At 53.2% G+C, this 25,587-nt stretch carries 18 protein-coding genes; 11 read left to right on the forward strand and 7 right to left on the reverse strand.

Annotation, left to right across the window (positions count from 1 at the left end):
• Window positions 1–301 precede the first annotated feature (301 nt).
• Both HW115_RS04425 and HW115_RS04430 read left to right on the forward strand, forming a co-directional pair.
• Window positions 302–3,079, forward strand: a complete 2,778-nt coding sequence (locus tag HW115_RS04425) for an SMP-30/gluconolactonase/LRE family protein (RefSeq protein WP_178931345.1) — start codon at window positions 302–304, stop codon at window positions 3,077–3,079.
• A gap of 18 nt (window positions 3,080–3,097) precedes the next feature.
• Window positions 3,098–3,727 (forward strand): 3-keto-disaccharide hydrolase, encoded by a 630-nt coding sequence (locus HW115_RS04430; protein WP_178931346.1) that lies wholly within the window; start codon window positions 3,098–3,100, stop codon window positions 3,725–3,727.
• A 121-nt stretch (window positions 3,728–3,848) separates the two neighbouring features.
• Here HW115_RS04430 and HW115_RS04435 read toward each other — a convergent pair whose 3' ends face one another.
• The 7 genes from HW115_RS04435 to HW115_RS04465 form a co-directional block, all read right to left on the reverse strand.
• Window positions 3,849–5,219: a tetratricopeptide repeat protein gene (locus HW115_RS04435; RefSeq protein WP_178931347.1), complete on the reverse strand. Its 1,371-nt coding sequence runs from the start codon at window positions 5,217–5,219 to the stop codon at window positions 3,849–3,851.
• Between the two features lies 1 nt (window position 5,220).
• On the reverse strand, window positions 5,221–5,919 hold the full coding sequence (locus HW115_RS04440; protein ID WP_178931348.1) for an energy transducer TonB: 699 nt from the start codon (window positions 5,917–5,919) through the stop codon (window positions 5,221–5,223).
• Window positions 5,920–5,958: 39 nt separating this feature from the next.
• On the reverse strand, window positions 5,959–6,363 hold the full coding sequence (locus HW115_RS04445; RefSeq protein WP_178931349.1) for an ExbD/TolR family protein: 405 nt from the start codon (window positions 6,361–6,363) through the stop codon (window positions 5,959–5,961).
• Between the two features lie 23 nt (window positions 6,364–6,386).
• Window positions 6,387–6,950: a MotA/TolQ/ExbB proton channel family protein gene (locus tag HW115_RS04450; RefSeq protein ID WP_178931350.1), complete on the reverse strand. Its 564-nt coding sequence runs from the start codon at window positions 6,948–6,950 to the stop codon at window positions 6,387–6,389.
• Between the two features lie 45 nt (window positions 6,951–6,995).
• Window positions 6,996–8,402, reverse strand: a complete 1,407-nt coding sequence (locus tag HW115_RS04455; protein ID WP_178931351.1) for a MotA/TolQ/ExbB proton channel family protein — start codon at window positions 8,400–8,402, stop codon at window positions 6,996–6,998.
• 2 nt (window positions 8,403–8,404) lie between these two features.
• Window positions 8,405–9,202, reverse strand: coding sequence for a DUF3450 family protein (locus HW115_RS04460; RefSeq protein WP_178931352.1), 798 nt, complete (start codon window positions 9,200–9,202; stop codon window positions 8,405–8,407).
• Window positions 9,203–9,332: 130 nt separating this feature from the next.
• Window positions 9,333–11,552 (reverse strand): TonB-dependent receptor family protein, encoded by a 2,220-nt coding sequence (locus HW115_RS04465; RefSeq protein ID WP_178931353.1) that lies wholly within the window; start codon window positions 11,550–11,552, stop codon window positions 9,333–9,335.
• Between the two features lie 182 nt (window positions 11,553–11,734).
• Between HW115_RS04465 and HW115_RS04470 the strand changes: the two genes are divergently transcribed.
• The 9 genes from HW115_RS04470 (at window position 11,735) to HW115_RS04510 (ending at window position 25,542) form a co-directional block, all read left to right on the forward strand.
• On the forward strand, window positions 11,735–13,102 hold the full coding sequence (locus HW115_RS04470) for a sensor histidine kinase (RefSeq protein WP_178931354.1): 1,368 nt from the start codon (window positions 11,735–11,737) through the stop codon (window positions 13,100–13,102).
• Entirely contained in the window at window positions 13,099–14,385 is a 1,287-nt protein-coding gene (locus HW115_RS04475) for a sigma-54-dependent transcriptional regulator (RefSeq protein WP_178931355.1), read from the forward strand. The genes HW115_RS04470 and HW115_RS04475 overlap by 4 nt, the downstream gene beginning before the upstream one ends.
• A gap of 103 nt (window positions 14,386–14,488) precedes the next feature.
• Window positions 14,489–16,651, forward strand: a complete 2,163-nt coding sequence (locus HW115_RS04480) for a TonB-dependent receptor plug domain-containing protein (RefSeq protein ID WP_178931356.1) — start codon at window positions 14,489–14,491, stop codon at window positions 16,649–16,651.
• 87 nt (window positions 16,652–16,738) lie between these two features.
• Window positions 16,739–17,998: a signal peptidase I gene (gene lepB / locus HW115_RS04485; RefSeq protein WP_178931357.1), complete on the forward strand. Its 1,260-nt coding sequence runs from the start codon at window positions 16,739–16,741 to the stop codon at window positions 17,996–17,998.
• Between the two features lie 72 nt (window positions 17,999–18,070).
• Window positions 18,071–18,892 (forward strand): phytoene/squalene synthase family protein, encoded by an 822-nt coding sequence (locus HW115_RS04490; protein ID WP_178931358.1) that lies wholly within the window; start codon window positions 18,071–18,073, stop codon window positions 18,890–18,892.
• 176 nt (window positions 18,893–19,068) lie between these two features.
• Window positions 19,069–19,371, forward strand: a complete 303-nt coding sequence (locus HW115_RS04495; protein ID WP_178931359.1) for a hypothetical protein — start codon at window positions 19,069–19,071, stop codon at window positions 19,369–19,371.
• A 199-nt stretch (window positions 19,372–19,570) separates the two neighbouring features.
• Window positions 19,571–20,977 carry an efflux transporter outer membrane subunit gene (locus HW115_RS04500; RefSeq protein ID WP_178931360.1) on the forward strand — a complete coding sequence of 469 codons (1,407 nt, stop codon included), beginning with the start codon at window positions 19,571–19,573 and terminating at the stop codon, window positions 20,975–20,977.
• A gap of 66 nt (window positions 20,978–21,043) precedes the next feature.
• Window positions 21,044–22,330: an efflux RND transporter periplasmic adaptor subunit gene (locus tag HW115_RS04505; RefSeq protein ID WP_178931361.1), complete on the forward strand. Its 1,287-nt coding sequence runs from the start codon at window positions 21,044–21,046 to the stop codon at window positions 22,328–22,330.
• Window positions 22,331–22,389: 59 nt separating this feature from the next.
• Window positions 22,390–25,542, forward strand: coding sequence for an efflux RND transporter permease subunit (locus HW115_RS04510; protein WP_178931362.1), 3,153 nt, complete (start codon window positions 22,390–22,392; stop codon window positions 25,540–25,542).
• Window positions 25,543–25,587: the final 45 nt, after the last annotated feature.

Consider the following 25,587-nt stretch of genomic DNA (forward strand, 5'->3'; position numbering starts at 1 on the left):
ACTTCAAGCGACTCCTGTATATCAAGGCTCCACTCCAACTGGCTACATCTCTAGGTATCAAGATTCGATACTTTCGACTCATTTTTCGAAACCAAAGGATAATTATGCGCTCGATCTACGCAAAAATGAGACGAGAGCATCAGTATATTGACAACAATGTGGTGGTTGCTTCCTTCAAAGGGGTTATCTTTGAAGGGACTTACACCTGCCCTCAACCTGCCCTCAACCTGCCCTCACCCACCACGCCCCTGCATCACCATCTTTCATGTCAGCCTTGCACCGTCTCCTTCTTGCATCACCCATGCTACTGACTCTCCAATTTGGTGAGTGCAGCCAGTATGACGCCCTGCCCCTGCGTGCCCCCTTGGCAAACGAACCCCACTTCCAAACATCGCAAGGCCGTGAAGGACACCGATTTGCTGATGCTGAAATCAATCGCTATCGTTTGTATGATTTTTATACGAGGCAGGCCGAGTATCAATTAGGTCAAACAAACGCACCACAAATCCTCCTCCCTTATCCCGGACTGGAAGGAGGACGCCGTGGTCACTGGGGAAACACCAATGAAAAACTTTCCAGCACTGTCTTGAACCGGACTCAAGAACCTCGATATCATAGACTGCTCAACCGAGGACCTCATGGGGATCAGTATGTGTGTATCGGGAAAGAGCCATCCCAATCGGTATGCCTTTTTAAAGCTTCATCGCCCAGCATGAGCCAGGTCATGTTGAATGCCGAACTGCGGGCTCCCGTCCATGCCTTTGCCCACCAGGTTGACCGCTATGGCTTTGATATGCAGGCCCAGGGAGACCTTTACCTTATAGGCGACCGTTTCGAATGGTATAATGCATCGGAAAAAGCAGTCAAAGTCACAAGCCATGGATACCATCTACACAACGATAAGGTGATCTTCCGCAGGCAAATCGACAATCACAAGGTCCTCGACTGGCCATCGGTTTCCCGTGATGAAGACACTGCGGTTTATACCAGACAATGGGAGTGGCTGGATGATGCGCCTAGGCTTCGTTTTCTGTTACCGGTTTCAGGAAAGGAGATGAAGAATGCCAAAGTATCCATCCGTCGGGACGGAAGCAGCTGGCTGGCAGAACTAAGTGCGGGCAACAAAAAACTAAATCACCGAATCACAAGTTCAGCGCCTGCGAATAGCCTCTCTTTGGTTCATCAATCCGGACGCATCTGGGTGATCTTCCCCGAAGTCAAAAAAGGCACGCTGATCAAAATGGAATCCTGGCTTGGCACCTTGGACTCCCACTTCACCCCCAAGACGTCGGAGCCGGCCATCTTGTCTGAGTTTCTGGGAGGGGCAACGCGCTATTTCACCCAAAGTATCACCGTTAAAGGAACACTCAACGCTGACCCGGCGGCAAGTGGCACAGCGTATGAATTTGATGAGATACCGGTTCCGGATAATAATCCTTACGGAGTTCCCATGACAACCTGCGGGCTGACGTTTTCAGATGACGGATGCGCATACATCTCCACCCTCGTCGGAGATATATGGAAAGTCAGCGGGCTGAATCATTCACTCGAAAAAGTTCAATGGCAGAGGTTCGCCTCCGGACTCAATTCTCCGCTCGGATTGGAAATGGCCGACGGCATTCTTTACGTCCTCACCCAACACCAGATTCTCAAACTACACGATCTAAACAACGATGGAGAGGCTGACTTCATTGAGCCCTTCACCCAGATAAAACTTCCACCGGGGCGACTCCATGACTTAACCAGGGATGACGATGGAAATTTCTACTGCTCCCACGTCCGTGGAATTCATAAAATCAGCCCGGACGGATCAAGCATCTCCATTGTTTCCACCCCCTGCCGCAATCCACTCGGCATGGGAGTGCGTGGTGATGGCCTCGCGCTCTCTGACTCCTCCGAGGGAAACCAAAGCAACGGCACATGCAGCATCTTTGAATCCATTCATCCCGAAAATGAACAGACGGTGGCAAAGAACCGGAGAATCCTCTATCTGCCACGGGGTGTGGACAACTCACCGGGCAGTAGAATCTTCACCCATAGCGAGCGCTTTGGCCCACTTGGCAGCAGCATTCTCGGCCTCAGCTACGGCACCGGCCGCATCTATCAAATCATACGTGACACGAACAACGGAACCCCTCAGGCAGCCATGCACATGCTCCCTGGAGAATTTTCAAGCGGTACGGCCCGACTGGAAACCAACCCGAAGGATGGGCAGGTCTATGTCGTCGGCTTGGACGGTTGGGGAGACTTCGCGGTGAACGAAGGCTGTTTTACCCGGATCAGATACACAGGTAAAAAGAGCCTGCTTCCCGTAAGCTGGAAAGCCAAATACAACGGATTACTCATCGGTTTCAACCAAGCCATTGATCCGGGAAGCATCAAGCCAGAACGTTTTTTCCTGCAACAATGGAACTACCGGGACTCGCACCATACGTACGGATCAGCGGAGTATTCAGTACGCCAGCCTGAACAGATCGGACACGATCGAGTGAAAATTCAGTCCATTCACCTTTCAGAGGACAGGAAGTCCATCTTTATCAATGCCCCCGACCTCCTCCCGGCCATGTGCTCCCAGCTCTATGGATCACTCACGTCCAAGGACGGGGCTACACTTCAACTCAACCTTTTTGCCACAATCAATCAACTTTCCGTGGACAATGGACAGGGAGACTTGGCAAGCAAAGATAAGATAAGAAATCTCAAAGTCCCTTATTACCAGAGCAACGGAGACACCTACGCCGTCATCACCGGATTTTTTGACAAGCGCGCCGGACGAGCCGGCGTCCAACGCCCTGTCGGGCCAGTCGTGAAGTACCAATCCAAAGAGCTCAACTACGCATGGGTCAAAGACAACATCATCATGAAAAACACGTGCATTGCGTGCCATGGGCCCGGAAGCCAACACGACTTCTCCTCCTATGCGTCACTGATGAAAAGCGTCGATCTTAAAAACCCCGGAAAAAGCCACCTCCTCGGCATGCTTAAAACCGGCAGTATGCCCCCCTTCCCCATGCCAACCGTAGCACCTGAAATGCAAAAGGCGCTTGAGACATGGATTCAAAATGGAGCACCGGAATAAGCCCATATCGATCACATCATGTCCAACATCATTGCTATCCTGCTATCGACGAGTCTTGGGCTCGGCCACTTGTTTGCTGAAGACCCCGACAAGCAAAAAGAGAAATGGGTTCATCTGACCCAATGTGTCACCGAGGGCAATTGGAAGGTAAACGACGAGGGTATCATCCAACTTCAGCCGCGTCATGGCGAACAAGGATGGAAACGATATGGTTCCTACCTCTGGCTAAGACAAAGCTATGCTGATTTTATTTGCCGATTTGAATACCTCCACCCCAAAGGGGGGAACAGCGGTTTTTACTTCCGAGTAAAAGACAAAAACAATCCCGTAGAGACGGGTATCGAAATCCAAATTCTCGATTCCTTTGGCAAAAAAGGCAAACTCACCCACCACGATTGCGGAGGGGTGATCTTCACCCAAGGCCCGGCCAAAAATATGTCCAAACCGGCCAATCAATGGAATCAAATGACTGTGCGCTGCGTCAAAAGCCACCTGCAAGTCTGGCTAAATGGAGAAAAGATCCAAGACCTACAGCTAGACAAAACAGAGTTAAACAACCGCCCCCTCAACGGACACATCGGTTTTCAAGACCACGGACTGCCAATGCAATTGCGCAATATCAGTATCCAGGAGGTATCAAAACCCTGAGCCTGACAGCCCGATTTGCGCCTTCACCTGAGATTTATACCAAGGGCCAACACAGATGGGCCGATTGCCGAGATGGATGTCAGCAATGGTCTAATACCAAGTAGTCATTGGCGTAGTGGTATTACTCCGAGGCCTCGGCCAGTCCTTGGACTGCTGAACGATACTGCTCAAGGTGTTCACTTGGACGAAGCTCTAACGCTTGATCCAAGAGATCCAACGCATCACGGTAACGCTTGGTCGTCACGCACAGTTTGGCCGTCTCGACATGGGAGTCATAAGCAACGTCCTCAACCTGTGAGGCCTGCTTCAACAACATTTCGGCTTCTTGGTACCGTTTCTCCGACACCCTGAACTTTGCCAATAAAAGCAATGACTCCCCGTCCAACGGGTCGCGTTTGATGAGAGAGGCCAACACCCCGGCTCCTCGTGAGGGGTTCTGCCCGGAATCAATATCGATGAGAGCACCCAACCGTTGCTGCTTTTGCTTGAGTTTCCCATCCGGTAAATCTGGAAAGGCGTTGACCAAGGCATCGGCAAACTCGCGAGCCAGCTCCCAATTTCTCACCCGAGTGACAAACTCAAGAGCATTGACCGCCGCTTGGACATCTGGTTTCCCCTCCATCTCAAGCGCAGCCAGCATCAGAGGTCGCGCCAACAGTGGCCGCCCGGCGCGCAAATGTAAACTGGCCAGAAGTAAATGGTTCTCCGCATCCAATTTTTCTATCCGTCGGACCCACTCCAGGTTGCTGATGGCCTCGTCGCTCTGATCCATCGCCAAATGAATCGAAGCCTGCATCAGGTAATACGACGGCTCCAAGGGACGCACCTTGATCACTTCCTCAACCAACACCATGGCTTCTTGGTTGCGATCCAAATGCTGCAAACACTGGGCCACCCCCGCTTTCCAGTCGATTGCTTGAGGTTGCGTCACTTGGGCGAGTCGGTATGCCTGCAATGCTGAAGCATACTGCTCGTCTTGAAGTCGTCCATAAGCCAGCAGACCATACGTGCTGCCATCCTGGTCACCCAAACGAATGGCCTCCTCCAAGCGAGGTATGGCCTTATCCCACTGGTCCATGCGGGCATACAAGGACCCCAGATTTCTATGAGCCCGCCTGAATTGGGGAAAACGCTCTAATGCCTGAAGGTAACTCTTTTCAGCCGCCTCAAGCTGGTCGAGTTCAAACTGAATATTCCCGGCATTGTAAGCCAAGGCTGCAGAGGTCTTGAGCAAGGGACTTGCTTGAAGCTTTTTCAGGGCGTCTTCCCGCTTACCTTCCGCCATGAGCTTTTGGATAGACACGAGCAAGCCTCGTTCTTCGGAACTCACCGATGGCTCGATCCTCGCATTAATCTGATAAGATCCATTAAACGATTTTAAAAACGCCTCATCCTTCCAATACTCCTTGGACAATGGCAGAGGCTCAGCCGCAACGGATATACAGACTACAGCGAGGCTGAATACGGAACATAGAAAACTAACAATATTCATCTTATTTCTTAATCGTAATAGGCCAGGTCATAACGGCCTTAACAGCCTTCCCCTGGCGGGTGGGATTGGTAAAACGTGAGCCGTTGGCGATACGCCGGGCCGCTGGAATCAAATCCGGATGGGTCGAAGAAACGACAGATAAAAACTGACTCTTGCCGGAAGGTAGAATGGTAACCCGAACAACGACACGACCACTTGAGGCGTTGCGGATGCTTCGGGGAAAGGTAACCGACGGGTTACGCAGCAGGCGAGGTTTTTGGTCGAGCTCGCCCAAGGAGTACTGGGATTTCACTTTCGGCCTTACATTCACCTGCGGTGACGGACGTGCTGATTTTTTTGGCCCTTTCACCTGCTTGCGGGGAGCTGTCGGTTGAGGCAAGGGCGAGGGTGGCTGATCGGTAAAAAAGGCGTCCACCGCGGTTGTCGGGTCGATCTTCACCTGAGATACTGGCACCGCAGGCAACTGCACGTCCGGCAGCGCGGTTAAATCAGCCAGTGCCGGCGGGGGTGGCGGAGGAGCATCATCTGTCACTGGCTCCTCTGCAGGCGGAGGCGGAGGTTCAGGCAAGGTCACGGTATCCACCTCCCGAATTTCATATTCCACCTCCGGTGAAACAAGCACCATCATCCGGGTAAGCACCAGCGCCGCTAATAACACGACGGTGATGGCAATACCCAAAAAGATGGAAGCGAGGCGCATGATGGTTTGAGATTAGTGATTAGTGATTTGTGATTTGTCTTACTTTACGGTGGCGAGACTTACGGATTTGGCCCCGGCAATTTTTGCCGCGTCAATGACCTTGACGATCGTCCCGTGGTTGGCGTCGGCATCACCTTGGATAATCACGGGCATTTCCTCATCCCCCTCGAGTAGTGCCGCAATCACACTACGCACGCCTCCTACTCCAATATTCCGACCTCCTTGATAGACTCGACCATTGGCCGTCACCGCGATGAGAATCGCATTTTTTTCCAAATCCTCAGACGAAGCCGCTCTCGGTTTATTCACCTCCACTCCGGCTTCATCGACAAACACCGTTGTCACAATAAAAAAGATCAGCAAAATAAAGACCACATCAATCAAGGGGGAAATATTGATTTCCGAGGTGGAATCACTCGATGTAAAATGTCGAAATCGGCGCATAATGTTTGAAAGTGGGTTGGTGCTTATTCGGAAAGAGCAGGCTGAGGAGGAGGAACGGAACACCCCGAATGATTCGGAGAAGCAGCCAATGATTGATGCAGGTGCTGCTGGAGCTGGGCGTGTGTCGACTGGGTCTGACTACGTAAAAGAGCCAAAAGAAACGCCGCAGGAATGGCAATTAAAAGACCTGCCTGGGTCGTAATCAACGCCTCTGAGATTCCGACAGAAATACGATCAATCGGCTGAGCTTCACTCGCTGTCGCCAAACCTGAAAAAGTGACCAACATCCCCGAAACCGTTCCTAACAAACCAGCCAGTGGCGCGGCGCCAGCCAGGACGCCGATAAAGGGCAAGCGCCTCTCTACCCAGGCAAGACGATCCAATTCAAAAATGGCAAATTTACGCACAAGGCTTCGGTTCCCCTCACCTTCTTGACGCGTAAACAATTCAACACGCACCTCCTTTTTCACCTGCCACAAACCAAACCAGGTAGCTGCCAACATGGAGTAAAGCCCGACGCCTAACAACAGAAGACCCCACAAGACGGCACCGCCTTGGTTCAACACGTTCTGTAATTCTGTCAGCATACTTCGTTTATTCCCGATTTCTTCCCATCATTGGGTGGTCCATGGTTATTTGAATTTTTCTCCCCGCAGGCCATTGACCAATGTCAGGCCCAGCTTTTCTGTGTTCTGGATAATCCCCTGACAACGACGGGACAAAAGGGCATGAATAATCAATGCCGGGATCGCAACCACCAAACCAAACAGGGTCGTAATCAAGGCTTCGGAAATCCCTCCGGCCAATGGTTTGGCATCACCGGTTCCCGATACTGTGATCACATTAAAGGTCCGGATCATTCCGGCAACGGTGCCCAGCAAACCTAACAGCGGAGCTGTCGCCGCCGTGATCGCAATGAAGGGCAAGCCACTTTGCAATTTATTTTGAACCCCGATGAGTTGTTCATAAAGAACCTCCTCAACAACATCAGGGCCAGCCTTCACATACAGCAAACACTGCCCTACGACGTCACCCACCGGGTGGATAGCTTTAGCTGCAGTCGCTTCAGCTTCATCAAGCTGATCCTCACGCAAAGCCGTCAAAATCCGTGAAACCCAATCGGGCTGAGGTGTCCGGATCCTTACAATCTGAATCAATTTCACCACTCCGGAGAGTGCGGAGATCAATGCAATGCCGAGAATAGGCCAAATCCAGAAACCGCCCTTCCGGAAGATGTCTAGTTTATCGGCTTCGAGGGATGCCAGAGCGGAGGCTTTACCGCCAGTGACATCCACGCTGAGCGTCGACTCGCCACCGGCAATCAACGTTTGGATAGCCGCCCGTTCGCCCGGAGTAACTCTTGGGCTCAGATTCCCTTTTTCCCGGGAAATGGAACCCGCCAGCTGTTCATCATCTGAGACAAACCATATTGCGGGTCCAGCTAACGCAAAGGTGCCAGTCTTCACCTCTCCGCTTGGAGCAACGGCCTCCGCTTGGAGCTGGTGCCCCCCCAACAACGATTCTAAGCGGTTCAATCCGGCATCCACAATGGCCAAGCGCTGTTCAAGCCTTTGAGCCGGATTCCCTTCCGATTGATGCAAACCTTTCAGAGCTTCAGCATATTGTTTTTCCTCACCCGGAAGCAAAAAGGTTTCCAAAATCAGACCGTAATCACCGAGTTGCCGATCAGCAAACTGATGGTCCTGGGCCAATTGATACTGTTTTTTTTCCAGCTCCTTGATCAGGGTTTGCCGGTCATCCTTTGCCATCCGGGCAATCCTGACTTTTCTTCGTTGCTCCAACAGTCTAACGCGAACCTCCTCAAACTCCTTGGCCAATGCCGGTTTCTCCTCAGCGATCGCTGCACGCTGGCTCGCCAACCTCGTCTGGGCATCCTTGAGGTCCTTATGAATGACCGCCACTTGTTGCTGGGCCAGCACAAGATCTTTTCCGCCCCCAGCCTCGTCCTGTGCAAAACCTGTCCCGCCAATAAACACAGACGCCAGACTGGCTACTCCCATTTTTTTAAATCCGTTCATCCTTACTTATTGTTAGCGTTGCTATCCTTGGAGAGTTGAATCGGTAGTTCGACCAATTGAGGAGGACTATCTTTGCGATACACAGCAAAGGCCTTCCTGACCGAATCGGCCAACGCTGGTTGGTCCTGCCACTGCCAGCCATCCTTGCCCGGCGTCCCAAGCCCTGCGGTGTCACCTTGTTCCGCTGCGTAAAAGGCACGCGCCAGCCCAAGATAGAGCACATCCACGGTCATCTTTTTACCGGATGCCAACACTCGGGTTTCCTCGGTCACTGTGATCGTCCGGTTGAACCGACCGCATGCAGCGAACACACTCAAAATTGATTTCAGAGTTTCACGGGGTTTCCCTAACGCCTCATCCGACTCCAGCAACTCTATATCGGTCTCAAGATTGTTTTTGAGAGGTTCAGGCAAGCGCTTCAATAACGTGCGCGTTCGGGGCAGCACTCTTGCCAAGTATTCATCCAAGGTTCTCTGGGCTGCTCGATACTCCGAGATCTGCTTCTCCAGTTGCTGCTTACTGGCATCGACGAGTTCAGCTGATTTTCCAGCCTGATTCATTTCATCATCCAAGAGGGCCAGCTCTTTTTGAAACAAACCCAACAAATCCTGCATTCTTTGGCGTTCGACCTGCCAAGTATTTTTTTCCTCTGAGATCAACCCTTCGGTTTGCACCCACTGATGGATCAATTCACGCACAGCTGCTGGGTCAAGTTGTGCCGCAGGGTCGTCCTGAGCTTTCGGCTCGTCCTGACCAAAAAGAGGCAGGGAGATCACGGTGATTAACGCAAGATATTTCATAAATGAGATGGGATTTCGTGGCAACAAGCCAGAGGGATGAATCTCTCCGGTGGGCAATCTTATAGACGATAAAGCGGCGTCTGCAAGAATGCAAACGCCGCTAATGATAACAATCAATCAGAGAAAACCATTAGAATTGGACTTCAAATCCACAGTAGAGATTACGGCCTTGATTGGTCCGAGGACCTTCAGGCAAACGGGAGACAACACCCACTTCATCGAAGATATTGTAAACCCCGCCGATCAGACGCCAATTGTCATTGATCTGATACCAGGCGGAAAGATCCACCAGGAACATCTCATCAATCTCCCCTTCGCGGGATGAGACCACTTGGTCAGAGTAATTCCCTCCGGTTCCATACATCTCGCTGGTCCAGGTGGCGTCAAGAAACGCACCCCATTGGGTGAAATCAACACCCACACCGGCTGCGAGTTTCCATTCGGGGATGTATGGGATGTCATTTCCGGTTTCGTCTCCACCACGGAAATCCGTGTAAACATTACCCGTATCTGTGGCTAGATTCTCCTGTAAAGTCGCGCTGGTCCAAGTGGCACTGATATACATCGGCACCCGATAGGCCTGGCCGCTAGCGACCGCTGGATCATAGGTGATCTGCGCCTCAATCCCGTAGACTTCAGCTTCCCCACCATTGGCCGGATCACCCAAGCCGGCACCCGCTGCTGGAGCTAACAGGTTATCAAAATCCGTGTAAAACCCGACCAGTTCAAAACCAACAGCATTGTCCGTGTTCTGGTGACGCCATCCCAATTCATAAGAAATGGAGGTCTCCTCGTCGGTCTGCTCTGCAGGATCCGGGTCGGTGTATCCCTTTGGACTCGGGGTGGAAATACCACGGTAAATACCACCGAAAATACGGTCCGTTTCACAAAGCTCATACGTTCCGCCCATGCCTCCAGCCCAGGTGTTCAAATCATCTGAGCGAGAAGTGCCATTGTTGTAATCGTCATAGTCAAATTGCATGAATTCAAAACGAACTCCGGGACGCAAGGTCAACTTGCCGGACTTGATTTCGTCTTCAATAAACACCGAAGTGGCAACGGTTTCCTGACGGCGATTGGAGTCCGAGCCATGCACCCCTTTGGAATCAAGGAAGAAGTCACCGGTTCCCGTGGACTCATAGGTGTCCACCCACTGGTAACGGTCGACATAGTCCTTATGAACCCGGACCCCTGCTGTCAGACTGTTCTCAACCTCACCGACCAAAAAATCATAGGTGCTGGCGAACTGCGCGCCGTAGCTGCGGTAGTCACGGTTGTTCGCCTTGACGTCAATGATGTCGCCCGCTGTCAATCCTTTCAGAGATGTCACCTTCGCAGGATCCAACAACGCAGAGTGAAGGCTGGAACCATTCACCTTGTTCAGCTTATACCAGTTGCGGTTAAAACGGTTATAGTAACCGGCAGCCTCAAGCCTGAAATCAGAGGTGGGCTCAGCGGTGTATTTCAAATAAGTCCGGTGGTGAAAGGTATCAATGTTATCATACTTCGTTGCCGCATAACGATCGTGCGGATTGCGTTTCACATCACGTTCCGACAAGCCAAGGTAGGTTTCGTCCGCATCAAACTCAGTATAACCATACTTGAACTCAAAACGCTGCTTGAGTGCGGTGTCCGGCTCCCAGAAAAGCTTGAGCATCGGTTCGATCCGCTGGAATCCAGTGTCCTGGTTAAGCCCTTGAATGTCACGAAACCCGTCCGTCTGATGGTAGAACATCTCAAGCAGGTAACCAAAGGTTCCATTGTTTTCCGTTTGAATCGTATCTCCAAAGTGAGCGTGACCAAGGAAAGTATTGTCGGAACCATAAGTAAACTTAGCGTAAAAAGCCTGCTCATCAGGAATCGGAGTGGAAAGGTAATTGATAACCCCACCTGTGGTATGTGGCCCATACTTGATCTGACTGGATCCTTTCAAAACCTCAAACGCATTCATGCGGGCTGCATTAGGTGAATAGTAAGCAGCAGGTGCGGAATACGCGGCAGGTGAGCTCAGGATTCCATCCTCCATAATCGTGGTTTTCTCACTGCGTGTTCCCAAGCTACCACGAATAGAAATGTTCGGAAAATTGCCGTAACCGTCCTCTTCACGGATATAAACTCCGGGAACCTTGGCCAGAATACGGTTAATACTCGTGTAGTTCTGCTGTTTGAGATCTTCCTCATCGATATAGACAGCCGAGCCCACCAGATCGAGAACCCGATCCTTGCTGCCGACCACTGTCAACGGCGACAGTTCGCCCTCCTCCTCTGCCGCGCTCAGCGCCGCCATGGCTCCCAGACTCATCACGGAGATGGCCCATACCTTCGTTGTTGTTTGAATTGCTTTGTTCATAAACTTGTAAATTAATCAAATGAGCAGCGCTGAAGCCGCTGACGCGCCCAGAACTATTGCGAATGATTCTCAATAGCAAGTATTAATCTGCATTTCTGTCATACTTTTTCTATATTGGCAAATCAGCCAACGACTGAAACGCTTTACAAAGCTAAGGATATGAAGCAGGTCTTTGTAAGAGTATGGGAGACAGCCAATCACATTCATCATCAGGACGCGGAGGATTATTCCGAAAATTCATCCTCCCCCAAGTGATTGTCATCGGATTGGCGGGAGTTTGCGGCATGTTATGGTCGGGAGTCACCCAGGCGAAAAAAGATCACGAGCATCTGGTTCGGGTTGCCTCATCCAATGCGGAACTGGCACGCAGCCTCAACCTTCCCTACTCAAAACGACTGGCGTCTCACCTCAGCTCGATGACCGGATTTCAAATGGGCTTCGTCACGAGTGAGCATCTCATCATCTCAGCTGAAACCTGGAATGAAGAACAAATCGAGCTTGCTAAACGTGCAGTCGCTAGCAGTGGCGAAGTTGTGCGTGGGAATACGACTCAAGCTGCGGCATCACCAACCGCCCCCGGTGGCCCCCATCTCGTGGCCATGCAAACACGCCCCCCGCTGATCAGTTTCTCAGAAGGCAACAAACGAACGCCTCTCATCGCGGCCATTCTGCTGGCGATCGCCTCGGCCTTCATCACCGCAAGGACCGTGGTCAAACCTCTATCCCAATTGGCTACCAGCCCCGCCCTGAACACCTCGGATGGTGAATGGCAATTCCCGCCGACCCTGACCGATAGACGGGATGAAATTGGACTTCTGGCAAACACGCTCAATAAACAACGATCGGCCTTGATCGAAGAGCAAAAACTCCGGCAGGAATCCGAGAAAATGGCCCTACTCGGAAACATGGCAACCTCTCTGGCGCATGAAATCAAGAACCCGGCAGCAGCCATCATTATGCATGCCAAGGTCCTGGAACAACACAGGCATTCCGAACAAGGGCAATGGATCCGTGAAGAGGGAGAACAAATTGTTTCCCTTGTCAACCAGTGGCTGTATGTCGCCAAACCCCAGCCCCCCAACACATCCAACACAGACCTCGCCGGTATGCTTCGCGACCTGCAGGAAAAAATGCGTGCCCTGCTCGATTTTCATCATTGTTCTCTCAACTTATCCAGCCCGGATTCGCTCATGCTGGTATGTGACCAACAACGCATCGAGCAGGCCTTCCGCAACCTGATCCACAATGCGGTTCAGGCCATGCCTGAAGGTGGTCAGATCCGGATCATCCTGGAATCCAAGCACCCTGACGAGGTCGAATTCACAATCTCCGATGAGGGGCCAGGCTTTACGGACAGTGCTATCGCCAACTTGGGAAAAACGTTTTATTCCGAACGCGAAGGAGGTATGGGTCTCGGGCTGTCCCTGGTTGCCGGCGTCATCCATGCCCACGGAGGCAGCTTCACCGTAAAAAACCAAAGCTCAGGTGGGGCTACCGTCTCGGGCAGGCTGCCATCTCTGCAACCAGAACGATCACCGTCAGCAATATGAACAAGTCCACCATCCTGATTGTCGAAGACAACCGATCTTTAGCCGTAGCCATGGCTGCGGCAGCTGAAAATGCAGGCTTAAAAGCTGAACTTGCCCCCACTCTGGCCAGGGCAAGACAAGCACTGGACAAGTATCGATTCGCAGGCCTCTTACTCGACATCGGGCTTCCTGACGGCCACGGTTTGGAACTCATCAATGATTGGGCATGGGACCACAAACCTGAAATTGCCGTGATTACAGCCCATGGAGAAATTGAAAACGCCATCGCAGCCCGCAAACTGGGAATCGCACATTTTCTCGACAAACCTGTCGATTTTGAATCCTTGGAATCGTTTTTTCAAACACTTGGCTCCAGAACCCCTCCCAATCCCACCGGAAAAACAGAATCACACCCCACGCCATTTGTCGGAGCTTCCCCTGTCATGCGTCCGGTATTTCGCCAAATCTCCCATGCCTGTGCTTCCACCCAGCCGGTTGTGATCACCGGGGCTTCCGGCACGGGGAAATCACACGTCGCCGGTTTAATCGCCCAAAGCGGTCCCACCCCTGCTAAACTAGAAACCATCCATGCTTCATCCCTACTTGAAGCCCACCAACTCGAACAAGCCCTCGACCGAACCAAAGGGTCCACACTGATTCTCGAGTCGGTTCACACCCTGCAATCCTGCCTGCAAGATCTACTTGTATCCTCGATTGACCAGCAAGAAGCACCGCGCTTGGTAGTGACATCGGATGACACAGGCCTCCTTACCAAAGTTGAACAAGGAGCGTTCAACCGTGAGCTCTGTTTTCGGTTGCAGGTGCTTGAAGTCAAACTTCCACCACTCAAAGAGCGAAACGAAGACATACCGGCACTCACCGATTGCTTTCTTGGAGAACTCAACAAAAGCTCCCATGCCCGAATCGACGAGCATAGCCTCAGTGCACTCTGTCGTTACGACTGGCCCGGAAACGTGCGCGAACTCAGGAATACCATCCAACATGCCATCATCACCAGTGCAGGGCAAGCAAGCATCACCCTTGATCATCTCCCCCCCCACCTCGCAACGCCACAAACGCATCGGCTCAGCAACGACGAAGATCTAGAATACGCCCTGAAACTGTGGCTCGACAAGCAGCTGGAAACCGGGGCCCACTACAAGCAAGTTAGCGCACGTCTCGAGCGTCTTCTGCTTCGGATCCTGCTGGATCGCTACGACGGCAAACCGTCCCGGCTCGCAGCAGCACTGTCCATCAACAGGTCCACATTGAGAAAGAAACTCAAGCAAGCGTCTGAAGAATGAACAAATTTTGTCCATAATTCAGTTTCTCCCGATGTCTGATTGATCGGCAAAAGCAGTCAGGATAGTTGATGTAAACCCTACAGCAAACACATCAATCGATCCTATGCATCAACACGATTCAACCCGATACCGAAAACTGGCAGCTCCACTCATCCCCTTGCTCTTGAGCCAATGCTTGACCACGGCATCCCATGCCGAAACCGAAGCAGCCAACACACCGTCACTCAAACCTGATTCAGAACTCCCGGAAAGCGTTATCACCGCGCTCCGCTACCAAGAAGACCTCACTAACACCCCCTACAGTGTAGAGTCTCTCGATGCCGAAGCCATAACGGCTCCGCAATACCGGACCCTTCCAGACGCCCTGGGCTCCCTTCCAGGCGTAATGAATCAAAAAACCGCCTATGGCCACGGCTCCCCCTATATTCGAGGGTTCACCTCTTTCCGCAACCTGATGCTCATCGACGGCATCCGTTTCAATAACTCTGTGTTCCGCGACGGCCCCAACCAATACTGGAACACGATTGATTCCTACGGGCTCGAAGGCGTCGAACTTGTCCGTGGCCCTGGATCCACACTCTACGGATCCGACGCCATCGGCGGCACAGTCAACGCCCTGACCCGAGGAACCCGCTACCTCGAATTCGACCAAGGTGAATCCTTCTGGGGAGCCACCCTCGATTACCGCTACGACACCGCAGGAGACTCTCATGTGCTCAGGCTCGAAGGCCTCGTCGGCCAAGGCGAACAATGGGGACTGCGAGTCGGCTATACCCTCAAGGATTTCAATGACGTCCGCTCCGCTGGTGTCGGAACCATGGAAAAGACCGGCTATGACGAATGGGCAGCCGACCTCCGCTTCGACTACGCTTTCAACGACTGCACCAGCATGACCATCGTCCACCAACAAGTGGATCAAGACGACGTCTGGCGCTCACACAAAACCATCTACGGATTCGAATGGGAAGGGACCGATTTCGGCAGTGAACTCGAACGATCCTTCGACCAGGATCGCAGCCTGAGCTATATCCGCTTCGAAGGAAAAGACACCGGCCACTGGGTGGATGCATGGCAACTTACCGCATCACTGCAAACGCTCGATGAAGAGCGCTACCGCAACCGAAGCAACAAAGGCAAAGGGATGGACCGCCAAGGCTTCGATGTTGACACCTACGGCCTGGCACTGCAAATGGAATCCGACACCCGTGTCGGCCGCCTGATTTACGGTTTCGATTACTATCAAGATCAAGTTGACTCCTTCAACAAGAAATACGACGACGACGGCAACTTCACCGGATCCGCGGTGCAGGGACCTGTTGGGGACGACGCCAATTACGACACCTTCGGCGCTTACGTTCAGGACGTCTGGGAAATCAACGAACAATGGACACTGAACTTAGGCGCCCGCTACTCCTACGTCGCAGCCGACATTGGCAAAGTCGATACAGAGGACGGCGTCATCTCCATCGATGAAAACTGGGATACCCTGGTCTTCAGCGGCCGGGCCCTCTATCAGGCAAACGATTGCTGGACCCTCTTTGGCGGCATCTCCCAAGGATACCGTGCCCCCAACCTCTCGGATCTGTCACGTCTCGATTCGGCTCGCTCCAATGAAATCGAAACCCCGGCCCCGGGACTCGACCCCGAATACTTCACCACCTTCGAAATCGGTGGTCGTTACGGAACCGAGACCGCCGGCATCAATGCCTCGGTGTTTTACACGGACATCCGCGACATGATCGTGCGCACCCCGACAGGGCAAGTCATCGACGGAGACAACGAGGTCACCAAGCAAAATGCCGGTGACGGTTATGTCTGGGGATTTGAACTCAGCGCCGACTGGACCTTTGCTCCACAGTGGACGCTCTTTGGGCAGGCTGCCTGGATCGATGGTGAGGTCGATACCTATCCGACCTCCGACCCGGTCAAAGTCTCCGAACCTCTCGACCGGACCATGCCACTGACCGGCAACGTCGGAGTCCGCTGGATGCACCCCGACGGTCGCATCTGGGTGGAAGGCGTTGTCAATGCCGCAGCCAAGGCGGACGAACTCTCGACCCGTGACGAAAGCGACACCAACCGCATACCCCCGGGAGGCACTCCATCCTACGTGGTTCCATCTCTCCGAGGTGGCTGGCAGGCCACCGACAACCTGCTGCTGACCCTCGCCCTTGAAAACCTGACCGATGAGGAGTACCGCATCCACGGATCCGGAGTCAACGAGCCCGGATTTCACGCCGTAGCCGGAGTGACTCTCACCTGGTAAAGGAAGATCAAGCACATCAATAAAAATCCCCCCTCCCGCATTTTTCCCTTGCTGGATCGGGGGGATTCAAGGCTATTTGCACGCGACATGTTTGCACCCAAGTGGAAAAAGGAAGCAAAGCTGCTCGATAAGGCGGCGAAAAAGTTTCTCAACTACAAACGCGACCTGCTGGAAGAGAAGCAGATTGCCGAGATTGAGTCCCGCCGCATCGACCTCCGCAGCTCGGTCAAGTCAGGAGACAAAGAGCGCACGGCAGAAGCCTCGAAACAGCTCCAATCCACGTGTGAATCCGCGCTCCCCCGCTACCAAGCCCAAGGCTGGGTGGAAGAAAACATCGAAGTCTTTTTTGTCGCTATCGTGGTGGCTCTGGGGCTCCGGGCCTATGTGGTTCAACCTTTCCGCATCCCGACAGGGTCCATGCAGCCCACGCTGAATGGGATCATTGCCACCAAGGTTGACTCCAGCGACGATTTTCCTGCCTTGCCAATTCGCACCCTGCAGTGGGCAACCCATGGACGCTCCTATGTGGATTTGGTCTTGGAAGAAGATAAAACCCTCCGCAAGGAGGACCCGATTGAAGAAATCCACACGATGCATTTCTTCACCCGGACGAAGATTCATTTCTCGGATAATACCTCGGTCACCTTTCCCGGACCCAAAACAGCGCTGTTGAGCGCCAATGGCATGGGCTTCGGCGAAATCTGCGGCTACCCCCCCCATCCCAACGACTCGGAAGCCCTTACCCGATTCCAACAGGATTTCAACACCACCCCAAAATCGGAAATGGCCTACGAAACCGTGGGTAAAAATAAAAACCCCATTATCCGACCAAAACTCAAGGCCGGAACCGTCATTGCCCGAGGGTTTATTGATAGCGGAGACCTGATTCTGGTGGACAAGATGTCCTACCACTTCCGCAAACCAAAACGCAGCGAAGTCTTTGTCTTCGACACCCGGGAGATCAAAAAGATCCGGGCCCAAGCCAACCCGGGCTCACACTATATCAAACGCCTTGCCGCCGTCCCTGGCGAAGAGTTGGAAATCAAGGGCAACGACCTCTATATCGATGGCCAACGTGCCCAGGACCCCGGTTTCCTCAAGGTGATGAGCGAACGGGAAGGATACCACTACGGATACAAACCCATTGGTCGTCTCGCACACGGACGCACCTTCAAAGCCAAGTGGTCTAAACACCCCGGTATGAATGAATACATCGCCCTGGGAGACAACAGCTTTAATTCCTCCGACTCCCGGGATTGGGGAACCGTTAAAGAGTTCAACGTCATCGGCCCGGCCTCCTTCTCTCTCTGGCCCTTTGGCAGCGGCCACTGGGGAATCATCAAATAGGCATAGAGTAGAGCACGAATGCTCACGCCGGGCCATTCAACGGTCATTCTTCTCCCCCTTCTTCGTCCTCCCATGTCCTCGGCACAAGACATCACCCGTAAGGCCAAATCGAATCTGGCGATTGCCTTGACCTGCTTACCCGAGCAGCGCAAACAGGACATGGTGGTCTTTTATGCCTTCTGCCGGGTCATTGACGACCTTGCCGATGACCTCGAACTCCCCATCGAGCAACGACGAAAGAGCCTTCAACAATGGCGTGAGGGCATCGCCGAAGGCTTTCAAAACCCCGACGAATTACAACAACAGATCATCCGTCTGATCGAAGACTACGACATTTCCCGTCAACCCTTTCTCGACCTGATCGACGGCTGCAGCTCCGACCTCGAGCCTCAATCCTTTCAAACCTGGGGTGATCTGGAACGCTACACCTACCAGGTGGCCTCCTGTGTCGGACTGGTATCCATCCGCATCTTCGGCTGCAAACACCCGGATTCGGAAACCTATGCCGTCGCGCTCGGACACGCCCTGCAAATCACCAACATCTTGCGTGACGTCCATGAAGACCTCGACAATGGAGGCCGTATCTACCTCCCGACCGAAGACTTGGAGCGAGCCGGCCTCAGCGAACAACACTTACGAGATCACGTCCACGACGAACGATTCATCTCTATGATGAACGGATTGGCAGATCGGGCTGAGGCCTATTACCAGAAAGCCCAAGACCATCTACGCACACAAGATGCCAAAGCGCTCAAAGCAGCGGAAGCAATGCGGAAAATATACCACACCTTGTTGCTCAAGATGCGTCGAGACCAATTCAAAGTCTTTGATCAACGCTATTCGGTATCGAAATTTCGCAAGGCCCTGATCTTACTCCGAACCATGTTGCCGTAACATGCCTTACTCGATCTGCGTGTGCGCTTGCCGAATGGCTTGGTTTTTGTATACTTCGGACAATCAAGCGATTCTTGTAGGCAGCTCAAGATGAACAAGGGAACCCAAGAGAGGCCCCGATGGCTCTATCGACAGCTCCAACCAAGGCTCAATACCAAGGCACTCTCAATCCTATTATGAAAACAACCCTGCTTCTCATCCCCGTCATTGTCTCCTGCCTCTTCACCTCCTGTGGTTCCACAACAGGCACCGGCACCGTGCCAGCGCCCGATGTCCCCGATCTGAAAGATGTTCCGGTCGGTCGCCCTGACCCACTGGGCCGAAAAAATATGGTGATCAGCCCGTTTCGACCGTATAACCTGATCGACGTCAAAGGATACCAATCCGGGGATGTCGTCGGAGATCCGTCCACCGCCAGGCGAGACCCTAAAACGGGCAAAATCATCGAAAGCACCTCCAAGTATTTCCTGATCCCCTGATCGGCAAACTGCCTGGACGTCCGAACGTATTTGCCTGTATCCAGCCATTTCTGAGCAGACATGACTCCCGGATTGTCCAGACAGAGAGCCATGGTTCACTCCTCCCCCGCTCGTTCATTTCGCAGGGGAGGATTTTTTTCGCAACTTTTCCTCTCAAATCCGTTAATACTCTGACGCGTTCATGATCAACCCATCCTGCATGAGGTCCCCCCACTTGTATCTGACCCTGCTTGGCTTGGTCGGGATCATTGCGTCCTGCCAACCCGGGGGAACGCCGAGTAGCACGAGCCATATCGATATACCCACCGCCTGGAAGGCTACGGGAAAATCATCATCCCGCTCCATTAGCTCCGGATGGGTGAAGGACTTCAATGATCCGCAACTTTCGCGTCTGGTGGGAGAAGCGATGCAACGCAACCCCGACCTGCTCGCCACGGCCGAACGCTTGGAGGCAGCACGCGCCAATGTCACTCAGTCGCGGGCTCGCCGCATGCCAAGCGTCAACCTCAGCGCGTCGGGAAGCCGGACCCGACTCGAAGACGGAGGCCCCGGAAGCAATGGTGCCAGCTACACCAGCAGCCAGGGAGTCAACATCGGAGCCAGCTGGGAAATTGATCTCTGGGGGAGATTACGTCATTTACATACGGCGGCTCAGGCAGACTACGACAGTACCGTCGCAGATTTCCGAGGCACCCGGCTCTCGCTCGCAGCCAGCACATCCAGCGCATGGTACAATCTGATCACCAGCGAGAACCAACGCAAACTTTCCGAAGAAACCTTGGGACGCTACCGCAAGGTGGAAAAAATCATCGAACGCAACTACAAAGCCGGAACCGCCCGATCCCTGGACCTCCAGCTATCGAGAAACAACGTCTACAACGAAGAACGCACACTGCGGGCACGCAACCGTGACCGTGACGATGCCCGCCGAAATCTGGAAATTATCCTCGGTCGATACCCCAAGGGAGAAATCAAAGCCCGAACAGCCCTTCCCGTTGTCCGCAAGGATGTCCCCGCCGGCCTCCCGGCGGACCTGATCACCCGCCGGCCAGACCTCGTCCGTGCCCAGCAACGACTCTACGCATCGTTCCACCGAGCCAAAGCCGCACAAAAAAACCTACTTCCCGCAATCCGCCTGACCGGTAGCAGCGGTAGCCGATCTCCGGACATCAGTGACCTGATCGACATCGATCAGCTGGTCTCATCCATTACTGCATCCTTAAGCCAGTCGATCTTCGAAGGGGGAGCCCTGAAGGCCGAAGCGGAGGCTGCCGTAGCGCAAAACCGCGCAGCCATCTACGATTTTGCCAATGTCGCCCTGCGAGCCTTCCGTGAAGTGGAATCGGCTCTTGCCGCAGAGGAATCGCTCGCCCAACAAGAACATTTCCAACGAAAAAGTCTCGAACAGGCGTCCCTCGCTGAGAAACAAGCTGGCCGGGACTATGCCGAAGGCGTTGAAGGAACCGACATCATCTCGCTGCTCGAAGCCCAGCGGAGGGCATCAAATGCTCGTAACTCATTGATCCTTCTGCAAAACCAACGGATCCAAAACCGTATCAATCTTCATCTGGCGCTGGGTGGCGATTTTCGTTCAACCGCTAAATAAGCAGCCAAGCCGACTTGACAGCAGCGACTTTCATCCCAGATTCACCACATCATTCATTCTCATTCCATGCGAGCCTTACTGCACATCATCCTGCCCATCGCCATTATTGCCTTGGGAGCGTGGGGTTATACCGAGCTCAAAGGTCTCAAGAAGGAAGGCTACAAGCTGCGCAAAGATCCGGCAAAAGAACAAAAACGACCGGTTGAACAACCAAAAATCCGCACCCGGGTGATGCCGATGGATCTCCAAGATTTTACGATCACCCTGCACAGCCAAGGGGTTGTCCGCCCACACAATGCCACAACGCTGACCTCCCAGGTCAGCGGACGCATCGTAGAAATCACTCCGAGCTTTGAAGATGGTGCCTATTTCAGCAAAGGTGAGATCCTGATCAAACTCGACACCGCGGATTACCTGACGGACCTCGAGTCAGCCAAAGCACAGCTCGCAAGGTCGGAAGCCTCATTTGCCCAAGAACAGGCACGGGCAAAACAAGCACTCTTGAACTGGAAAGATGCCGGGTTTGAAGAAGAAGCAAGCGATCTGGTCCTTCGCAAACCTCAACTGAGGGAAGCGGAAGCCAACGTCAACTCTGCCAAATCGTCACTTGAACGAGCCAAACGCAACCTTGCCCGCACCCAGGTCAAGGCTCCCTACGACGGCAGGGTTCGCAAACGCAACGTCGGCCTGGGACAACAAGTGGGAGCCAGCACACCGCTCGGGGAAGTCTTTTCCACCGACTTTGCCGAAGTTCGGCTTCCGCTCACCAGTAGGGACCTCCAGTACTACAACCCGCCAAACAAACCGGAGGCCGTCACAAACAAGGATAACATCCACTTTGAATCCATCCTGAATCAAGCAGAAGAGCATGCCACCCCTCCATGGGTCGGTAGCATCATCCGTGCTGAAGGAGAGCTGGACACCGATTCAAAACAGCTTTTTGTCATCGCCAAAATCGATGACCCCTTTGGCCTGAACAACGGCAAGGCCCCGCTATTTATTGGGCAGCCCGTTCGAGCATCCATTCCAGCTAAAACCCTGTCTGACGTCTATACCGTGCCAAGAAAACACCTAAAGGAACTCAACGAAATTCTAGTGCTGAGAAATGGTTTACTCAAATCCGTAACCATCACGCCGATCTGGACTTCCGCGGAGAACATCATCACCCGGGAAGGGATTGAACCCGGGGATTTACTCTGCACAACCCGCCTTCCTTACGCTCCCGAAGGAGTCCCCGTGGAAATCATTGAAGATGCCAGAGAAGACAGCTCCGGTGAAGTATCACCAACCCAGCAAGCACAAGCCGGAGACTCCGGCAAAGTGGGCAAAAAACGCACGAAACCACGCCGCTAAGCCAAAGTAAGTCTCACACTTCAACCACTAAACTTTCAGCCCAACACTTCTGACTTCTCATGCTTCGCTGGTTTGCCCGCAACGATTACGCCGCCAACTTCCTGATGGTGGCCATTTTACTTGCTGGCGCGTATGCCGTCTTGTTCAAAATCCCGACCGAAGTCAGCCCGTCCTACCGGATGTCCTTTCTCAAAGTGAATGTCCCCCTCCCGGGAGGCACGCCAAACGAGGTAGAAAGCAAGGTGGTCATCCCGATTGAAAATGCGCTGAAAGGCCTCTCCGGCATCAAATACATCAATGCCGAAGCCCGCCGGGGAAAAGCCGAATTTCACATCGGCACCGAAGAGGGAGCGGACCAGGAAAAGCTTCGAACTGAGATCGAATCCAGAATCAATAAAATCAACACCTTCCCGAGAGAGATCGAGCCCCCACGAATCTATATCCCGGATACGGCCCACTGGATGGAAGTTATCTCCGTCGTCGTTTCCGGTGACATGTCTGAGAAGGATTTGTTAGCGGCAGCCCGCCAAGTGCGAGATGATCTCACAGCCTTACCCGGCATTTCCAAAGTCGATGTCATTGGCACAAGGGACCGGGAGGTTTCGATCGAAATCAATCAAGAGACGCTGCAAGATTACGGGTTGACGCTCGACAGCGTCTCACGCGCGATTCAACAAAACTCGATGGACCTATCGGCCGGTTCAATCAAGACAGATGCCACCCGCGTTCTCCTCCGCTCGACCAATCAGGCTCTGAACCGATCCCAGTTTGAACAAATCATCATTCACCGGGGAGATGGAGCCGAGATCAAGCTAGGAGACGTTGCCAACATCAAAGACAGCTTTGACGAACAACGAAAGGTCACCCGCTTCAATGGTGAACGCTCCGTCATCGTCGAGGTCAAACGTCTCGGCGATGAAAAAGCACTGAAAATTTCCGACCTTGTCCACCAATACGTGGAAGAGTCAGCCAGTCGCTTTCCCAAAGGGGTTAAACTCCACACTTGGGACGACGATTCCGTCAGTCTACGCGGACGCATCTCCACCCTGTTCTGGAACCTTCTCCAAGGCTGTGTCCTCGTCTTCATTCTCCTCAGTGTGTTTCTGCGTCTCTCTCTTGCCATCTGGGTGATCATCGGTATCCCGGTCGCATTCGCCGGAGGATTAATGCTCATGCCAACCCTGGGCATTACCGCTAACATCATGAGCTTGTTTGGCTTTATCATCGTGCTCGGCATCGTCGTCGATGATGCCATTGTCACCGGTGAACACATTTTTTCCAAACTCAAAACCGGGATGGATCCGCTGGAAGCGTCCGTTACCGGAGCCAAGGAAATCGCCGTCCCGGTAACCTTCGGCGTGCTGACCACCGTTGTCGCCTTTATCCCGCTTGCCTACATCACGGGTTGGTGGGGAACCTTCGCCAAACAAATCCCCTTTGTGGTCATCCCGGTGCTTGTTTTTTCACTGGTCGAATCCAAGCTCGTCCTCCCATCACACCTTAAACACCTCAAGGTGAACCGAACGAGCAAAGCTCCCCTCACCAGAATCCAACAAGGAGCCACCCGCTTACTCGAAGGCTTTGTTGCCCGAGTCTATCAACCACTGCTCCGTTTCGCAGTCCGCTGGCGCTACGTCACCCTGTCGATCTTCTGTGCGCTTGGTTTTGGAACCTATGGAGTCCTCTCTAGCAATATGCTGGGATTCCAGTCGCTTCCATCCGTTGACCGCTATTACATCTACGCCAGACTCGCGATGATGGAAGGAACCAACTTTGATCAAACAACGGAGAAAGTCGAAGAGATCACCGAAGCCGCCTACCAACTGCGAACACGTTTCACCGATGGCGAAGGAGGCCCCAGCCTGATTGGCAATGTCATGTCATCCACCGGCGGCTGGCCAAGCTGGGGACACGCCAAGGATACCCGAGGGTATGTCCTGGTCGAAATCCTGCCACCGAGCAAACGCAAGTCCCCCGGCCCAAAAAACCAGGAAATTGCCGACGCATGGAGGGATCTGGTCGGCGAGGTTCAAGGAGCTCAATCATTCAGCATCCGGACCGAACGCTCAGGTGGAGGGTTCATGAGCGAACGTGACGACGTCGAAATTGAACTTCGCGGACAAAACGACGAAGTCATGATCCCTGTCGCCAGAGAGATGCAGGAAGCACTGCAAAGCACCGAAGGCGTTAGAAGAACCTCCACCAGCATCGAAAACGCCCAGAATGAATTCCAGATCAAACTGCTTCCCTACGGCCGGGATCTCGGCCTCACCCAGGAAAGTCTCGCCCGTCAAGTCCGCCGTGCCTTTTACGGAGAACAGGCCCAAAGGATTCAACGTGGAGAAGACAGCGTGCGTGTGATGGTCAGGCTCCCGAAACACCAACGTGAATCACTCCACACTCTGGACAACCTGCAAATCACGTTGCCAAACAAATCAACCGTCAACCTCCACGAGGTGGCAGATATCACCCAAGGCCACTCCCCCCCGACGATCCGCCGCCGCGATGGTTCGCGCTATTACACCATCTCCGCCGTGCCAAAAAGCAGGGACACCAACATCACGGATATCGGGAACGCCATCACTCCGAAACTCGATGCCATCACCGCGGCCCACCCTGGAACCTCATGGCGATTCGACGGTTTCCTCGCTGAAGATGCCGAAAACCAACAACGCTTTGCTGTGCTTGCCGCGCTCCTGATCTTCACCTTGTACACTCTGCTGGCCATTCCATTTCGCTCTCTTAGCCAACCCATCTTCGTGCTCCTCGCCATCCCCTTTGGCGCCGTTGGTGCTGTGATCGGACACATGGCCCTCGGCATCACCCCCTCATGGCTGAGCTACCTCGGCATGCTCGCCCTGGCTGGAGTAGTGGTCAACGACTCACTCGTCATGGTTGATTTCACCAACCGTAGGCGCAACGAAGGTAAATCAGCATACGATGCCGTCATTCATTCCGGATCAGCTCGATTCCGGCCTATTCTTCTGACCTCCTTGACCACCTTTGCCGGTCTGCTACCGCTGATTTTTGAACGCTCGATTCAGGCACAATTCCTGATCCCGATGGCGGTTTCACTCGCCTTTGGTATCATGTTTGCCACCTTCATCACCCTTTTCCTCATTCCTTGCGCGTATCTGGCCACGGAAGACATCAAGCGCTTACTGGGCAAAGCCTACCGCTGGTATACTCGCCCGTTTACCTCGAATGAGTAAATTTCACAGTATGCTTTGGCCCCATTCCGTGGTTCAATCTCGGCA

This window comes from Oceaniferula marina, assembly GCF_013391475.1.
Lineage (GTDB): Bacteria > Verrucomicrobiota > Verrucomicrobiia > Verrucomicrobiales > Akkermansiaceae > Oceaniferula > Oceaniferula marina.

Excerpts from the sequence above, each read along its gene's own strand:
- HW115_RS04425 (WP_178931345.1), top strand. The coding sequence starts at position 302 with ATGCTACTGACTCTCCAATTTGGTGAGTGCAGCCAGTATGACGCCCTG.
- HW115_RS04430 (WP_178931346.1), top strand. The coding sequence starts at position 3,098 with ATGTCCAACATCATTGCTATCCTGCTATCGACGAGTCTTGGGCTCGGC.
- HW115_RS04435 (WP_178931347.1), bottom strand. The coding sequence starts at position 5,219 with ATGAATATTGTTAGTTTTCTATGTTCCGTATTCAGCCTCGCTGTAGTC.
- HW115_RS04440 (WP_178931348.1), bottom strand. The coding sequence starts at position 5,919 with ATGCGCCTCGCTTCCATCTTTTTGGGTATTGCCATCACCGTCGTGTTA.
- HW115_RS04445 (WP_178931349.1), bottom strand. The coding sequence starts at position 6,363 with ATGCGCCGATTTCGACATTTTACATCGAGTGATTCCACCTCGGAAATC.
- HW115_RS04450 (WP_178931350.1), bottom strand. The coding sequence starts at position 6,950 with ATGCTGACAGAATTACAGAACGTGTTGAACCAAGGCGGTGCCGTCTTG.
- HW115_RS04455 (WP_178931351.1), bottom strand. The coding sequence starts at position 8,402 with ATGAACGGATTTAAAAAAATGGGAGTAGCCAGTCTGGCGTCTGTGTTT.
- HW115_RS04460 (WP_178931352.1), bottom strand. The coding sequence starts at position 9,202 with ATGAAATATCTTGCGTTAATCACCGTGATCTCCCTGCCTCTTTTTGGT.
- HW115_RS04465 (WP_178931353.1), bottom strand. The coding sequence starts at position 11,552 with ATGAACAAAGCAATTCAAACAACAACGAAGGTATGGGCCATCTCCGTG.
- HW115_RS04470 (WP_178931354.1), top strand. The coding sequence starts at position 11,735 with ATGGGAGACAGCCAATCACATTCATCATCAGGACGCGGAGGATTATTC.
- HW115_RS04475 (WP_178931355.1), top strand. The coding sequence starts at position 13,099 with ATGAACAAGTCCACCATCCTGATTGTCGAAGACAACCGATCTTTAGCC.
- HW115_RS04480 (WP_178931356.1), top strand. The coding sequence starts at position 14,489 with ATGCATCAACACGATTCAACCCGATACCGAAAACTGGCAGCTCCACTC.
- lepB (WP_178931357.1), top strand. The coding sequence starts at position 16,739 with ATGTTTGCACCCAAGTGGAAAAAGGAAGCAAAGCTGCTCGATAAGGCG.
- HW115_RS04490 (WP_178931358.1), top strand. The coding sequence starts at position 18,071 with ATGTCCTCGGCACAAGACATCACCCGTAAGGCCAAATCGAATCTGGCG.
- HW115_RS04495 (WP_178931359.1), top strand. The coding sequence starts at position 19,069 with ATGAAAACAACCCTGCTTCTCATCCCCGTCATTGTCTCCTGCCTCTTC.
- HW115_RS04500 (WP_178931360.1), top strand. The coding sequence starts at position 19,571 with ATGAGGTCCCCCCACTTGTATCTGACCCTGCTTGGCTTGGTCGGGATC.
- HW115_RS04505 (WP_178931361.1), top strand. The coding sequence starts at position 21,044 with ATGCGAGCCTTACTGCACATCATCCTGCCCATCGCCATTATTGCCTTG.
- HW115_RS04510 (WP_178931362.1), top strand. The coding sequence starts at position 22,390 with ATGCTTCGCTGGTTTGCCCGCAACGATTACGCCGCCAACTTCCTGATG.